Here is a 15,335-nt window from a genome sequence, read left to right on the forward strand (position 1 = left end):
GACCCGCTTCCGCTCGCCCGACAGGGCGGCATGCACCCGTAGCTCAGCTGGATAGAGCGTTGCCCTCCGAAGGCAAAGGTCACACGTTCGAATCGTGTCGGGTGCGCCATTCTTCCCAAGAGCCTTTGAACCAAAGTCGCCAACGCACTGCGAAGGCGCGCTCTGCGTTCGGATGGGCCAAAGCGAAACCTCGATCTTGGGCTCGCTATAGGATTCGGATTATTTATCCGGATAAAAATATAGACAGTCTTTATCGGGCGTTTCAGTAGGCCCAATAGCGGTCGGCGCGCGCCGCCAGCCACGCGAACAGGGTCCGGCTCAGACTCACCACGAACTTGCTGATCATGAGGGCCTCCATGGGGTCCTCCGATGATGTTCGCGTCCCACCGCTTCGCAATGCTCAACCGGCAGGGCGGCGGCGGGGAATCGAATAGGCATGGGATTCAGGCGCCGCGTCTCGGAGGGGCCTGCTTTTTCAGCAGTCCGGCGAATTCGGGAGGATCGTCAGGTCGGCCGTCGGTATTACGATTGCCTCAATTCGTAATATGTCACTCCCTGCCCTCAGCGAACGTGGAGGGAGCCGCTGATGAGTGTCCTGTTCAACCGCAAGCGTTTCATCGCCGCCCTGGCGGTGTCCTGCCTGGCGCTGGCTTCTTGCGGTCAGAAGGCCGGCGACAAGGCCGAAAGCGCCGCGGCGCCGGCGGCCGCGGCCAAGACCGAATACAAGATCGGCTGGACCATCTATGCCGGCTGGATGCCGTGGGCCTACGCCCAGCAGTCGGGCATCGTGAAGAAGTGGGCCGACAAGTACGGCGTGACGATCGAGCTCGTACAGATCAACGACTATGTGGAGTCGCTGAACCAGTACTCGGCCGGCAAGCTGGACGGCGTCACCGCCACCAACATGGACGCCCTGACCGTGCCCGCCGCCGCCGGCAAGGACACCACCGTGGTGATGATCGGCGACTATTCCAACGGCAATGACGGCGTCATCCTGAAGAACGGCGCGACCCTGGCCGACCTGAAGGGCCGCCCCGTCAACCTGGTCGAGCTGTCGGTGTCGCACTACCTGCTGGCCCGCGCGCTGGAGACAGCCGGCCTGAAGATGGCCGACGTCAAGACGATCAACACCTCGGACGCCGACATCGTCGCCGCCTACGGCGCCGCCGACACCAAGGCTCTGGTGACTTGGAATCCGCAGCTGTCGGAAGTGAAGAAGGCGCCCGGCGCGACCGAGGTCTTCGACAGCTCCAAGATCCCCGGCGAGATCCTGGACGGCCTGATGGTCAGCACCGAGGCTCTGAAAGCCAATCCGAACCTCGGCAAGGCGCTGACGGGCATCTGGTACGAGACCATGGCCTTGACCGTGGCCCAGACGCCGGAAGGCAAGGCCGCGCGCGAGCAGATGGCCAAGCTGTCGGGTGCTGATCTCGCCAGCTTCGAGGGCCAGCTGAAGACAACCTATCTGTATGCCGATCCGAAGGCGGCCTTGGCCGCGACGGTCAACCCCGACCTCGTGGTCGCCAATGACCGCGTGCGCAAGTTCAGCTTTAGCATGGGCCTGTTCGGCCAGGGCGCGAAGTCGGTCGACGACATCGGCATCAGCTTCCCGGGCGGCAAGACCCTGGGCGATCCGAAGAACGTCAAGCTGCGCTTCGATCCGGCCTATGTGCAGATGGCCGCCGACGGCAAGCTCTAGGCCTCTGGCGTGTCTCCGCGCCTAGCGGGGGCGCGCGCCCTTCACCTCTCAGCGACGAGCCATCATGCGCCTGTTGAACGTCAGACCCCGGGGTGGTCTCGCGGTCCTGCTCGGGACCCTGCCACTGCTGGCGGCGGCGCTGCTCTATCTGATGGCCTCGCAGGCCCGCCACGCCGAGAACCCGCGCGACAAGCTGTTGCCGACGCCCCAGGCGATGGTCGAGGCCGTACAGCTGATGGCCAAGGTCGATCCGCTGACCGGCCACGCGCCGCTGCTGGTCGACACCCTGGCCAGCCTGGAGCGTATCGGCCTGGCCCTGGCCGCCGCCACGGCGATCAGTCTGATCCTGGGTCTCGGCTTGGGCCTCCTGCCGCTGCTGCGCGCCAAGTTCGGGCCGCTGGTCGCGGCGATCGCGGTGATCCCGCCCATCGCCGTACTCCCGATCCTGTTCATCGTCTTTGGCCTGGGCGAGACCGCCAAGATCGCCCTGATCGTCATCGGCGTGACGCCGGTCATGGTCCGCGACCTCGCCGCCCATGTCGCCGCCATTCCCGAGGAGCAGCTGGTCAAGGCCCAGACCCTGGGCTCCAGCACTTGGCAGCTGGCCCTGCGCGTAGCGCTGCCCCAGGCCATGCCGCGCCTGATCGATAGCCTGCGCCTCTCGCTCTGCCCGGCCTGGGTCTACCTGATCTCGGCCGAGGCGATCGCCGCCGACACGGGCCTGGGCTACCGCATCTTCCTGGTTCGTCGGTACCTCTCGATGGACATCATCCTGCCCTACGTCGCCTGGATTTCGATCCTGGCGGTGGCGATGGACGTGACGCTGAAGCTGGTCGCCCGCCGCGCCTATCCGTGGGCCTATCCGGAGAGGGCGCGCTGATGGCCGGCCTGCTGACCTTCCGCAACGTCTGGGTCGAGTACGGCGACAAGGTCGTGCTTGAGAACGTCGACCTGTCGATCCAGGCGGGCAGCTTCGTCTCGATCGTCGGGCCATCTGGAGCGGGCAAGAGCACCTTTCTGCGGCTGATCATCGGCCAGGAGAGGCCGACGCGCGGCGCGATCGACCTGGATGGCGACAAGCTGCGCGCCGAGCCCGGCCCCGATCGCGGCGTGGTGTTCCAGAAGTACTCGGTGTTCCCGCACCTGTCGGCCCGCGACAATGTCGTGTTCGGCCTGGACTGCGCTGGCTCGCCCTTGCTGGGCAAGCTCTCTGGCGCGCGCCGCCGCAAGGCGCTGGAGGAGGCCGACGCCATGCTGGCCGCCGTGGGCCTGTCCGACAGCGGCGACCTCTATCCGGCCAAGATGTCGGGCGGCATGCAGCAGCGCCTGGCCATCGCCCAGGCCCTGATCAAGAAGCCGCGTATCCTGCTGCTGGACGAGCCGTTCGGCGCCCTGGACCCTGGCGTGCGGCTGGACATGCACGAGCTGATCACCGGCCTTTGGCGCGATAACGGCCTGACCATCATGATGGTCACCCACGACATCAAGGAGGCCTTCAAGCTGGGCACCCGCGTGCTGGCCTTCGACAAGCGCCGCCGCGACCCGCACGCCCCGCACCGGTATGGGGCGACGGCGGTGTACGACTTCCCGCTGGACAAGCCGGGGGCCGCGATCCCGGAGGCCGTGATGGCGATGCAGGAGAAGCCGGCGGCCTGAGGAGCCGAAACCTCGCCCTTCGACAAGCGCAGGGCGAGGTTTCCGATGATGCGCCGAGCTAAAAGTCGTCCTCATCCTGAGCTTGTCGAAGGACGAGGACGGTCCCTTAGAGCGTAGCGATGTACGCCCGCCAGCCGCCCAGGTCCGTGATATCCGTCGCGCCATTCAACGCCCGAGGTTCGGCGACGAAGCCCTTCACAGAGGTTCCGTCCTCCAGGGCCACCGTGCCGATAGCCAGGGGCGCAGGCACTTCAGCCGTGAAGCTGCCGAACGCTTCGACGTCGAGTTCGTAGACCTCGACCAGGATCGACGAACCACCTTCACCCACATGCACCAAGGCCGGCTTCGGCGGGGTCGAGTTGGCGATGGCGTAGAGCTTGTAGGCCGGCGCTGTCCTGGTCGCCGAGACCAGCCGGGCCTCGCGCGAGGTCAGCTGCCAGTGCAACGGCATGCCGCCTAGATGCGCGCCGACCACGGCCAGCTTCACGCCAGGCTTGTGGGGCGTCAGGTCCAGCGGAGGCGTGTCGGCCATGGGGAAGCTCTCCAGATAGTGCTCGGCCAGATCCAGCAGGGCGCGGTCGGCGAAGGCGGGGCCGATCATGGTCACGCCGAAGCCCGTCCCGTCGGCGCGGAAGCCGGCCGGAACGGCGAGGGCGGACAGGTCCAGCAGGTTCACGAAGTTGGTGTAGAGGCCGAGATTGGCGTTCAGCGCCAGCGGCTCGGCCTTGAGTTCCTTGAGCCGGTAGATGGTCGGCGCGGTGGGCAGGAAGAGCACGTCCGCGACGTCCCAGATCACCTCGGCCGCGCGGCGATACCCTTCCAGGGCGTAGAGCCCCTTGAAGGTCTCGACGCCGGTGGTCGCCAGGCCGCCTTGGACGATGGCGCGGACGGTCGGCTCTATGGCGCTGGGCGAGGCGCGCAGCAGGGGCTCGACGGCGGCGGTGCGCTCGGCGACCCAGGGGCCGCTGTAGAGCAGCTTGGCCGCGTCCAGCAGCGGGGCGATGTCGACCTCGACGGCGACGCCGCCGGCCGCTTCCAGTCGCGCGATGGCGGCGGCGTAGAGGGTCTCGGACTCGGCATCGCCCAGGAAGATACGCTGCTCGGGTCGTGGGATCGCGAAGCGCAGGCCGTCCATCGACAATGCATGCGGCGTCGCCGGCGCGCGGCGGGAATAGTCGTCCTCGGGATCGAAGGCGGCCAGCACTTCGTCGACCCGCGCCGCGCCGGCGAGGTCGGCGGCGAAGACGCTGATGCAGTCCAATGAGCGGCAGGCCGGAACGAGGCCGCGCGTGCTCCAGCGCCCCTTGCTGGGCTTGAGGCCGACCAGGTGGTTGAACGCCGCCGGCACGCGACCCGAGCCGGCGGTGTCGGTGCCGAGCGAGAAAGCGACCAGGCCAGCCGCGACGGCCACCGCCGAACCCGAGCTCGACCCGCCGCTGACGAAGGCCTGGTTGAACACGCAACGCGGCGCGCCGTAGGGGCTGCGCGCGCCGACCAAGCCTGTGGCGAACTGGTCGAGATTGGTCTTGCCGATCAGCACGGCGCCGGCCGCGACGAGGCGCTCGACGACGGTGGCCGAGCGACCTGGCGTATAGGCGAAGGCCGGGCAGGCGGCGGTGGTCGGCAAGTCACCGACGTCGATATTGTCCTTCACCGCGAACGGGACCCCGGCCAGCGACAGGGTCTCGCCAGCGGCGATGCGGGCGTCGACGGTGCGCGCCTGGGCCAGGACGGTCTCGGCGGGCAGGCGCAGGATCCAGGCCTGAGGCTGGATCAGGTCGTACTCGACGACGGCGTCCAGCGCGGCCTGGGCGACCGCGACGGCGCTTTCGCCACCGTTCACGCGCGCGGCGATGGCCTCGACGGAAAGGCGCTGGAAGCTCACGCAGCGGCCTCCGGGTCCGGGGTCACCGCGACGACCGGCGCGCCGGCGGCGATGGATTGCGAAGGCTGGGCGTAGACGGCGCTGACGACGCCGGCGACCGGAGTGTTGACGTCGCACTCGGCCTTCATGGCCTCGATGATGGCGATGACAGCCCCGGCCTCGACCCGCTGGCCGGGTTCGACCAGCACCTTCCAGACATTGCCGCCCAGCGGAGCCTCAATCAGGTCCGCGCCGGGCGGGACCTCGACGGCGGCGGTCTCCTCCTCGGCGTCCGCGACACCGGACAGGGCCTCGACCCGCGCGAACTCGCCCCTGGCCTCCCAGTCGGCGCGTTCGGCGTCGAAGGCGGCCTGGCGCGTGGCCTGGAAGATGGCGATGCTGTCGGCGTCCTCGGCCAGCATCTTGCGGTAGTCCGAGAGGCGGAACGTCTCCTCCTCGATGCGGAGCTGACGACGGCCCAGCGGGAAGTCGCGCCGCCACTCGGTCAGCTCGTCGGCGCTGACCGGGAAGAAGCGGATCTGGTCGAAGAAGCGCAGCAGCCAGGGCTTGCCGTCGGTGAAGGCCTCGGTCTGCCGCCAGGTATTCCAGACCTGGATCGTACGCCCGAACAGCTGATAGCCGCCCGGACCCTCCATGCCATAGATGCACATATAGGCGCCGCCAATGCCGACGACGTTGGGCGGCGTCCAGGTGCGGGCGGGGTTGTACTTGGTGGTCACCAGGCGGTGGCGTGGATCGACCGGCGTGGCCACCGGCGCGCCGAGATAGACGTCGCCAAGGCCCATCACGAGATAGCGGGCGTCGAAGACGATGCGCTTGACGTCGTCGATACTGTCGAGGCCGTTGACCCGGCGGATGAACTCGATGTTGTCCGGGCACCAGGGCGCGTCGTCGCGGACGGCCTGCATGTACTTGTCGATGGTCTGGTAGATCGCCGGGTCTTTCCAGCTCAGCGGCAGGTGGACGACGCGCGAGGGGATCTCGAAGTCGTCCAGGCCCCCCAGCCGGTCCTCGGCGGCGACCAGGATCTCCAGCAGCTTGGCTTGGGTCAGGCGGCGGCTGTCATAGTGGACCTGCAGCGAGCGGATGCCCGGCGTCAGGTCGATGACGCCCTCAGGCGCCTGGGCCTGCAAGTCCAGCAGCAGGGCATGGATGCGCAGCCGCAGCTCCAGGTCCAGCACGATCGGACCGTACTCGACCAGCAGGTGCTGATCGCCCTGGCGGCGGTAGAGCACGCGCGGGCGATGGCCGTCTTGCGGCAGCTCGTGAAGGATCGGGCTGGCCTGCTCGTCGACCGGCGGTGCGACGGGGAGAGGCGGGGCCGTGAGGTCGGCGATCAGGGCTTCTTGCGCGTCCAGCGCTGCGGCGGCGGTCGCGTCGTCAACTACGGCGAAGCGGACCGTGTCGCCGGGCGCCAACTGGCCGGCCTTCCAGAGGTCGGCCTGGATGATCACGAACGGACAGACGAAGCCGCCTAACGACGGGCCGTCCGGACCCAGGATGATCGGCATGTCGCCGGTGAAGTCGACGGCCCCGATGGCGTAGGCGTTGTCGTGGATGTTGGACGGGTGCAGCCCAGCCTCGCCGCCATCGCGCCGCGCCCATTCGGGCTTGGGTCCGACCAGACGCACGCCGGTGCGGTTGGAGTTGTAGTGCACCTTCCAGTCCGTGCCGCCGATCATGGCGACATCGGCCGGGGTGAAGAAGTCCGGCGCGCCATGCGGACCGGGCAGGACGCGGATGGTCCAGGCCTTGGTGGTCTCTGGGCGCAGGTCCGCCGCAAGTGCGGGCGCGGCGACCGTACCGGTGGGCTCCAGCAGCCGCAGAGCATCGCCGGCCGTCAGGTTGCGGCCCGCGTGGCCGCCAAAGCCGCCCAGGGTGAAGGTCGAGCGGCTGCCCAGATATTCCGGCACGTCCAGGCCGCCGTGGAACAGCAAGTAGCCGCGCAGGCCGGCCTCGACCGCCCGGCCGATCTTCAGCACCTGGCCGGCCTGGATCGTCAGCGGCGCGTACGGCTCGACCGGCGCGCCGTCCAGGCGGGCGTCGAAGCGCGCGCCGGTCAGGCACACGGTGGCGGGGCGGTTGAACTTCAAGGTCGGGCCGAGGGCCGTGATTTCCAGCCCCGCCGCATCCTCGCCATTGCCCAGCAGACGGTTGCCCAGCCGGAACGCGAAGGCGTCCATCGGACCCGACGGCGGCACGCCGACGTCCCAATAGCCCTGGCGGCCGGGCCAATCCTGCACCGTGGTGGCGGGGCCGCCGCTCAGCACCTGGATGGTGTCGGGCGTCCAGGTCACCGTCTCCAGGGCGCGGGTCGAGACCTGGCCCGTCGTGAACGGTTCGCTGCGGACCACGGCCCGCAGCCAGTCGAGATTGGTCTCGATGCCGGCCAGGCGCGTGTCGTCGAGAGCCTGTTGGAGGGCGACGACGGCCGCCGCGCGATCCGGCGCGGTGACGATCAGCTTGGCCAGCAGCGGGTCGTAGAAGGCGCTGACCTCGGTCCCGTCGACCACCCAGCCGTCGGCGCGGACGCCGTCCGGGAAGGCCACCTGCGTGAGCACGCCGGAACTGGGGCGGTAGTCCTGGGCCGGATCCTCGGCATAGAGCCGCACCTGGATCGACGCGCCCTTGGGCTCGGGCGGCGGGACATCGAGGAAGGCGAAGTCGCCGGCCGCGCCGCGCACCATCCACTCGACCAGGTCGACGCCGGTGACCTGCTCGGTCACGCCGTGCTCGACCTGCAGGCGGGTGTTGACCTCCAGGAAGAAGAAGTCGTCGCGGTCGGCGTCGTACAGGAACTCGACCGTGCCTGCCGAGCGGTAGTTCGCCGCCAGGGCCAGGCGCACGGCCGCGTCCAGCAGGGCTGTGCGAGTGGCGGCGGGTAGGCCGGGGGCAGGGGTCTCCTCGACGACCTTCTGGTTGCGACGCTGCAGGGAACAGTCGCGCTCGCCCAGGGCCAGCACCTTGCCAGCGCCGTCGCCGAACACCTGCACCTCGACGTGGCGGGCCTTGCGGACATAGCGCTCCAGGAAGACGCCGCCGTCGCTGAAGTTGCCGGTCGCCAGACGCTGGACGGCCGCGAAGGCCTCCTCGACGGCTTCGGCGTTTTCGCAGACCCGCATGCCGATGCCGCCGCCGCCGGCCGTGGCCTTCAGGATGACCGGGAAGCCGATGCGCTCCGCCGCCTCCAGCGCCGCCGCCGGATCGACCAGCAGGTCGGTGCCGGGCGCCAGCGGCACGCCGTGGGCCTGAGCCAGATCCCGCGCTGTGTGCTTGAGGCCAAAGGCGCGAATGTTCTCGGCCGTTGGACCGATGAACGCGACGCCAGCCTTCTCGCAGGCCTCCGCGAACGCGGCGTTCTCGCTGAGGAAGCCATAGCCCGGATGGATCGCCTGGGCGCCTGTGGCCTTGGCGGCCGCCAGCACCAAGTCGGCGCGCAGATAGCTCTCGGCGGCAGGCGCGGGGCCCAGGCGCACGGCCTCGTCGGCCAGGGAGACGTGCAGCGAGCCGGCGTCGGCGTCGCTGAACACCGCCACCGACTTCACGCCCATGGCGCGCAGCGTACGGATGATGCGGCAGGCGATGGCGCCGCGATTGGCGATCAGGACCTTGTCGAACATGAGAGCGGTCCTACTGGGCGATGATCATGCGCACCGGCGTCGGATCGAAGCCGTTGCAAGGGTTGTTGATCTGCGGGCAGTTGGAGACCACCACCACCACGTCCATCTCGGCGCGCAGGTCGACATAGAGGCCCGGCGCGGAGATGCCGTCGACGATCCCCAGGGCCCCGTCGGCCTCGACCGGCACGTTCATGAACCAGTTGACGTTACTGACCATGTCGCGCTTGCCGCGGCCCTGGATGGCGTTGGCGACCAGGAAGTTCTCGACGCAGGCGTGCTGGCTCTTGGTGTGGTGGCCATAGCGCAGGGTGTTGCTCTCGCACGAGCAGGCCCCGCCGATGGTGTCGTGATAGGCCACGGCCGTCGCGGTCACCGTCATCATCGGGCTGCCCTCGTTGGACAGCAGCACGGAACCCTCACGCAGGAAGATGTTCTTCTGGGCGGCGATGGTGTCCTGGGCGCTGTAACGCTCGGCGTCGTCGGCAGCGCTGTAGGCCAGGAAGTCGACCGCCTGGTTACCCTCCAGGTCGACGATGCGCAGGGTCTGGCCGGCCTTGACCGTGCGCAGCCAGGGCGCCCGGGCGGGGACGACCTCGTCGTGGACGATGGTGTTCAGGGGCGGGGGATCGAACGCCATGACGGGGCCTCAGCGCGAGAAGTAGTCTTCGACGTTCAGGAAGGCGCGCAGGCCTTCCGGCGTCGCATTGCGGATCGGGTCGGCTTCCGGCGTGACCGGGCCGCGCCAGGCGGTGGCGCGCACCGGGGTCACGGCATAGGCTTCGCGCGGGTCCAGCACGTGCGGGCAGTTGGCCAGCACCACGATCAGGTCCATTTCGGCGCGCAGGGTCAGGGACCGGCCGGGCGCATAGGGGCCGACATCGATCACCGTCTCGCCGCCCTGGCCGACGCGGACCTCCTTGAACAGGTTCAGGCAGGGATGGATGTCCTTGCGGCCCAGGCCGAACTTGGCGACGCCCAGCGAGAAGCGGTCACGGGCGTTGGGGTGGCCGCCGTGGTTGAACCCGTCGCCATACTTGCGGGCGTTGCTGGCCTGGTTGGAGGCGCCGCAGAAGGCGTCGTGGGTTTCGGCCTCGTCCTCGACGATGCTGGCCAGCACCCGGCCCATGTCGGACAGCAGCAGGCGACCTTCGCCGAGATAGCCGTTCCACTGGACCTTCAGAGTATCGGCGATGTTGAGGCGCTCGATCGGGCGCTCGGCGTTGAAGATCAGCAGCGAGACGGCGGCGTCGCCGGCCAGGTCGGTCAGGCGCAGGCGCGAGCCTCGGGCGATCTGGCGGCTGGCATAGCCGCCCGGCGCGATGGTCTCGTCCCAGACGACGTCGGCAGCCAAGACGCCCGGCGGCAAGTCGACCGCGGCGCTGGCAGGCACCGTCGGCATGGCCTCAACGCGCGTGCCGGCCTGGGCGCGAGCGTGGGCTTGGGCGGCATAGGGTGTGCCCGTTTGACTTAGGATTGGGTCGCTCAAGGAGACTCTCCGTCGGGCTCGTCGCCGTGGAAGTGCAGCGGCGGCAGCAGGGCGGTGGTGGTGACGAGCTTGATCTGCTGGACGCCGCGCACCTTGCGCAGGTCGTCGCACAACTGCTGGAGGCGCTCCGCCGGCCCCTGGACCAGCAGGACCTCCATGGCCTGGTCGTCCTCCAGGAAGACGTTCTGGGCCGAGATCACCTCTTTCACATAGCCCAGCTGAGCCTGGGCCAGGGCGTGACGCACCCGGCCGCTTTCGGCGCGGTAGATCAGGGTGATGGTGCCGGCCAGCACCGCGTCGGGGCGCTCGCCGCTGTGCTCGGCCAATTCGTGACGGATCAGCTCGGCGATCATCTGCGAGCGGCTGGGCAGGCCGCGCTCGGCGACCATGGCGTCGAGCTGGGTCATCAACTCGGCCGGCAGACTGATGCTCAGCCGCGCAAGGGTGGAGGACGTATCCATGGGAAGCACCTAGTTCGTGTTATTACGGGATTTTCAATTCGTAATAACACGAACTAGGGGGCAACACGTTCGGCGCCCTCGAAATGAGCGCGACGCGGCTATTCGCTGAGCAGCATGCACTCTGGCGGATTGAGGGCGCAGGAATCGACCTGGGGCATCCTAGGCTCCGCCGAAGATGAAGTCGGTCTTGTAGTAGCCCTTGGCCGGATCGAGGATATCGACAGCGAAGGGCGCCAAGCCATCCGACAGGTCCGTCAGCCAAGCGGCGTTGGATTTCACCATGACGCCCAACTCGGCCTTCTGCGCCTCGGCCAATAGCCATCCAACCATGGCGGCCTTGGTCCCGATGCCGTTCGGGCCGTCGCCGCCGTAGGTCGCGAAATAGAGGTCTCTACCGCCCGCGAGCAGGGCCGACACCTTGGCGTCGGTGGGCGCCGCGCCGAAGATCGCCGCATAGGCCTTCTTGGTCGCGTCGAACAGCGACAATGTTCCGTACTCGGCCGTGAACTTGGCGCTGCCTTCGCCCAGCTTGCCCAGGTTCACCGCGAAGTTGATGTAGCGGTTCTCCAGGTTGAACGACTGATAGTAGGCGCTGTTGAGATTGTTGCTGTTCGGCCCGATCGGCGAAACCAGGTACTCGATCCCCGCCGCCCCCGGGATCTTTCCGGTGAAGAACTCGTAGGACAGCGTGGCGACCGAGGTCGAAGCGCCCGCGAACTTGACGATCTCCTGGATGCCCTGGGTCGTCGTCAGGGTCCCGGCGGCGATGCGGGCGGCAAGCGTGTCGTGCAGGCCTCGGTTGATGACGGCGGCCGAGTCCGCCCGCAGAACGTTCAGCACGGCGAAGTCCAGTTCCGCGGGCAGCGACAGCACGGGACTGGTCGTCACGAAGTTCGGTCCGGCGCTGATCGTGCCGGCCGTGCCCGTGCCGTCGTCGTCGCGGATGAGGACGGTCGCGGTGGCCGAGGCCGCGCCGCCTTCGAAGCGACCACCCACGGCATTGGTGAACGAGACGGTGAACGACTCGTCGCCCTCGATAAGGGTGTCGCCGATGACGTCGAAGCCGACCCAGCTGCTCGTCTCGCCGGCGGCGATCGTGAGCGTGCCGTTCCGCGTATAGAAGTCTGCGCCGGCCGCGGCCGTGCCCGCGACGGTCGTGAAGTTGATCGTTATGTTCGTCGTCGCCGGCTGGGACAGCAGTACGTAGACGCCGCTCGTGCCCCAGGACGAATTACCCTCGTTGAAGCCAGCCCCCACGACCCGAATGAGCGGCGTCGCGCCGCCGTCATGGGTTGGGCCAAAGACGTTCATCGCGGGTGTGCCGATCCCGCCCGCGCCGGTTGTCTGCCCGCCGTCGTCGTCGATGATCGTCCCCGTCGCCACCACCGCGGCGGCCTTTCCGGGCAGCACCGCACCCTGAACGTCGCTGATCACCACGTAGAACGTTTCGTTCTGCTCGATGGCCGTGTCGCCACTGACAACGACCGAAATGACCGCGCTGCGCTGACCTGCCGCCATGGTGATGGTGCCGGAGTCGGAGTCGAAGTCGCCCCTTCTGCTCGACGCCGTACCGTCGAAGAAGGCGTAGCTAAACGTGACCGCCGCCGTGGGGGCCCGGTCCAGGGTGACCACGAAGCGACTGTAGTGCCAGCCGCTTGCGCCCTCGTTGATCGCGGCGTTCGAAACCGTCAGCGTCGGCAGCGTCGATGACGCGGTCGGTGGCGTGTAGGCGGGCAGGCCCAGATTCCCGACCCCGCCTGTCCCGGAGACCGCCCCGCCATCGTCGTCCAGGATCGTCGCCGTCGCGGTCAGGGCCGGGGCATTGTTGGCGAGCACGGCGTTGGTCGGAGCCGTGAGAACAAGCTGGAAGGTCTCGTTCGGCTCGATCCGCCCGTCGCCGTAGTAGTAGAACGGAACAGCCGTGCTGCTGGAGCCGGCCTTGATCGTCGCGGTTCCGCTATCCTGTTGGTAGTCGACGCCCTCCGCCGCCGAGCCATCCGCGAACCAGTAGCGCACGGTCACGTCCGCGGTGGCCGGACGGTCCAGCGTGATCAGGAAGCGCCCGAATTGGGAGCCGGTGTTGCCTTCGATCACCGAAACATCGCGGACGGAAATTGTCGGAATCGTCGCGGAAATGGCCGCGCTCGTCGCCAGACCAACGGCTTCGCTCCCGATGCCGCCGGTTCCGCTCAACGCACCGCCGTCGTTGTCCAGGATCGTACCGGTGGCCAGCAATGCCGGAGCGCCGCCCGCGAAGACGCCATTGGAAATATCGTACAGAACGAGCTGCATCGTCTCGTTCGGCTCGATCAGGGTGTCGCCGTAGACACTGACGGTGATCCGCACGCTCTGCGTGCCCGGATTGATGGTGATCGTCCCGAAGTCGCCACTGTAGTCCGCGCTGTTGTTCGCGCGCGCGGAACCGTCCTGGGTATAATAGCGGAACGTGACCGGCGCGGTGGCGACCTTGTCCAACGTCACCAGGAACACCAAAGCCGTGCTGCTCGAATTAGCCTCGATCATCGCAACGTTGCGCACGGACAGCGTTGGAAAGACCGAGGAAGCGGAAGCGGGGCCGAAGATTTGCTGGGCGGCGGCCGTCGATCCGCCCGAAGGGGCGCCTCCGTCGTCGTTCAGGATCGTGGCCGTGGCGAGCAGGGCCGCGGCGCCGCCCGCGAGTTGCGCGTTTGCGCCACCAAAAATGACGAGCTGAACCGTCTCGTTGGCTTCAATGGCGGTATCGCCATTGTAGTTGAAGCTGACGGTCGCCGAAGTCTGCCCTGGGTTGAACGTAATGCTGTCATAGAATCCGTAGTAGTCGACGTTGTCTGCGGCGCTTCCATCAACGATGTAGTAGTAATATGTCTGCGGCGTTGTCGGCGAACTGTCCAGCGTAAGCGTAAAGCTTGCCTTTGATGTGCCGCTATTACCCTCAGTGAAACTGATATTGTTGGTATTCAGCTGTGGCATAGCGCCCTCCGCGCATCAGGACATTAATCCGCTACATCCGAGATTCTTTGGATTCCTACCAATTCACTGTGAGAATTTTGCAACGACTGACGGAGACGGCGCTTACCGCTCGCCTGCACGCTCTGCATTCGCCCCCCACTCGCAACTCAAGCGTGCGAATCGAGAACGGTCAAGCTCGACCTTGAGGCGAAGGCGACTTTACCTTCCCCAAGTACGAGATGCGCCCAAGCAGGACAGGGAGAGAGATCGCCACCCTCGGTCCGCACCCGGCTGCGCTGGGCGGGGCGCATCATTGCGCAAGCCGGCGCACGATCAGGCCAGGACGCAGGTTGGGAGGCTAAGCCGGGCTACCGCCCTACGCCGCCGCGACCGCCTTGCCGGCCTGCGCCTCGCGTCGCTGGACCAGGCAGCCGTACCAGCCCAGGCCCTGATAGGTCTCGTAGCCCGGGGTCAGGGCATAGCCGACGGTGATGTCGCCGTCGGCGTAGCTGCCCATCGCGCCGCCGGTGGTGTCCAGCGGGAAGGTCTCGGTCAGGACGCCCAGGCCGTCGGACGAGGCCAGGACGCGGCCTCTCTGGTCCAGCAGCATGACCCGCGAGCGTTCGCGCTCCTCGGGTGTCAGGCGCACGCCGTCGACAACCGCCTGGGCCTGGGGCCTCCAGTCGAAATGGACGCCGAGCACGCCCAGCGCCTCGCCCTTGGCCTGGCCACCGGCGCGGATGGCGGTGGCGTAGGTGGCGACGGGCGCGTCGCCCAGCGCGCCGCTGCGTTCAATGTCGCAGGCCACGAAGTCGTCGCCGGTGGCGGTGCGCATACCGTCCTGGAACCAGCGCGCGTCGGCCACCGAGCGGCCGATCACGTTCGGGTAGCGTCCCGGCCGACCATTGGCGACCACGCGCCCCTTGGCGTCGCAGATCCACAGGTCGAGATAGACGGTGTAGGCGTCCAGGATCACGCCCAGCCGCTCGCTGGCGTAGCGGCGGACGGCCTTGTCGTCGGCCTCGGCCAGGCAGGCGACCACCGCCGAGTCCGTCGCCCACCAGCGCACGTCGCAGGTGCGCTCATAGAGATTGCGGTCGACGATCTCGATGGCGTTGAGCGCCAGGTCCGCCAGGCGCTGGCCGCGCATGTGGCCCAGGATCGCCCCGCCGATGGCGGTCAGCTCGTCGAGGTCGGCGCGCACCTGGCTCTCCAGCGCGGCGGCCACGGCGTCGATCTCGGTGGAGATCTTCTTGAACTCCTCGGCGACGATGGCGAAGCCCTTGCCGGCCTCGCCCGCGCGGGCGGCGACGATCAGGGCGTTGATCGACAGCATCTTGGCGGCGCGGTTCACGCGCGCGATCTCGCCGATCTTGGCCCCGGCCACGCTGGACAGTCGCTCGGACAGGTCCAGGATCCGTTCCGGGCGCAGGCTTGCGTCCTGGTCCATCGAGAAGGCGCCCCCACGCAACTTTTCGAGCGAATCGGCTCGACCCACGCAAGATGACGCCCTCGTCAGGCTCGCGCGATGACAGCGCAGGTCACCGCCAAGTCTGTAGGCTGGCCGACAAAGAAAAAG

Annotated in this window: 10 protein-coding genes and 1 tRNA gene; 4 read left to right on the forward strand and 7 right to left on the reverse strand. The window is 67.9% G+C overall.

All coding sequences use genetic code 11. The features are described 5' to 3' along the window. Positions 1-32: 32 nt before the first annotated feature. The 4 genes from AC07NN_RS17165 to AC07NN_RS17180 all read left to right on the forward strand — a co-directional run bounded on the left by AC07NN_RS17165 (position 33) and on the right by AC07NN_RS17180 (position 3,355). Positions 33-109 (forward strand) — tRNA-Arg (locus AC07NN_RS17165). A gap of 477 nt (positions 110-586) precedes the next feature. Beyond that, positions 587-1,699, forward strand: a complete 1,113-nt coding sequence (locus AC07NN_RS17170; protein ID WP_494643454.1) for a putative urea ABC transporter substrate-binding protein — start codon at positions 587-589, stop codon at positions 1,697-1,699. A 64-nt stretch (positions 1,700-1,763) separates the two neighbouring features. Continuing rightward, entirely contained in the window at positions 1,764-2,579 is an 816-nt protein-coding gene (locus AC07NN_RS17175; protein WP_494643456.1) for an ABC transporter permease, read from the forward strand. Further along, complete coding sequence (locus tag AC07NN_RS17180) at positions 2,579-3,355, forward strand: ABC transporter ATP-binding protein (protein ID WP_494643458.1); 777 nt, start codon at positions 2,579-2,581, stop codon at positions 3,353-3,355. Before AC07NN_RS17175 ends, AC07NN_RS17180 begins: the two co-directional genes overlap by 1 nt. A gap of 106 nt (positions 3,356-3,461) precedes the next feature. Here the strand turns inward: AC07NN_RS17180 and atzF are convergent, their stop codons facing one another. From atzF to AC07NN_RS17215, 7 genes are all read right to left on the reverse strand, one after another. Further along, a complete protein-coding gene (gene atzF / locus AC07NN_RS17185; protein WP_494643460.1) occupies positions 3,462-5,240 on the reverse strand; it encodes an allophanate hydrolase in 1,779 nt (592 codons plus the stop codon). Continuing rightward, positions 5,237-8,860 (reverse strand): urea carboxylase, encoded by a 3,624-nt coding sequence (uca, locus tag AC07NN_RS17190; protein WP_494643462.1) that lies wholly within the window; start codon positions 8,858-8,860, stop codon positions 5,237-5,239. Before uca ends, atzF begins: the two co-directional genes overlap by 4 nt. Positions 8,861-8,870: 10 nt before the next feature. After that, positions 8,871-9,497 (reverse strand): urea amidolyase associated protein UAAP2, encoded by a 627-nt coding sequence (locus AC07NN_RS17195; RefSeq protein ID WP_494643464.1) that lies wholly within the window; start codon positions 9,495-9,497, stop codon positions 8,871-8,873. A 9-nt stretch (positions 9,498-9,506) separates the two neighbouring features. Next, positions 9,507-10,346: an urea amidolyase associated protein UAAP1 gene (locus AC07NN_RS17200; RefSeq protein WP_494643467.1), complete on the reverse strand. Its 840-nt coding sequence runs from the start codon at positions 10,344-10,346 to the stop codon at positions 9,507-9,509. Then, the gene (locus tag AC07NN_RS17205; RefSeq protein ID WP_494643470.1) at positions 10,343-10,816 is read right to left on the reverse strand and encodes a CopG family ribbon-helix-helix protein; all 474 of its coding nucleotides are present in this window, start codon (positions 10,814-10,816) and stop codon (positions 10,343-10,345) included. The genes AC07NN_RS17200 and AC07NN_RS17205 overlap by 4 nt, the downstream gene beginning before the upstream one ends. A gap of 150 nt (positions 10,817-10,966) precedes the next feature. Next, positions 10,967-13,777: a Calx-beta domain-containing protein gene (locus AC07NN_RS17210; protein WP_494643474.1), complete on the reverse strand. Its 2,811-nt coding sequence runs from the start codon at positions 13,775-13,777 to the stop codon at positions 10,967-10,969. 355 nt (positions 13,778-14,132) lie between these two features. Further along, positions 14,133-15,275 carry a methyl-accepting chemotaxis protein gene (locus AC07NN_RS17215; RefSeq protein WP_494644027.1) on the reverse strand — a complete coding sequence of 381 codons (1,143 nt, stop codon included), beginning with the start codon at positions 15,273-15,275 and terminating at the stop codon, positions 14,133-14,135. Between the last annotated feature and the right edge of the window lie 60 nt (positions 15,276-15,335).

It is taken from the genome of Caulobacter sp. GW821-FHT09H08 (assembly GCF_059415885.1).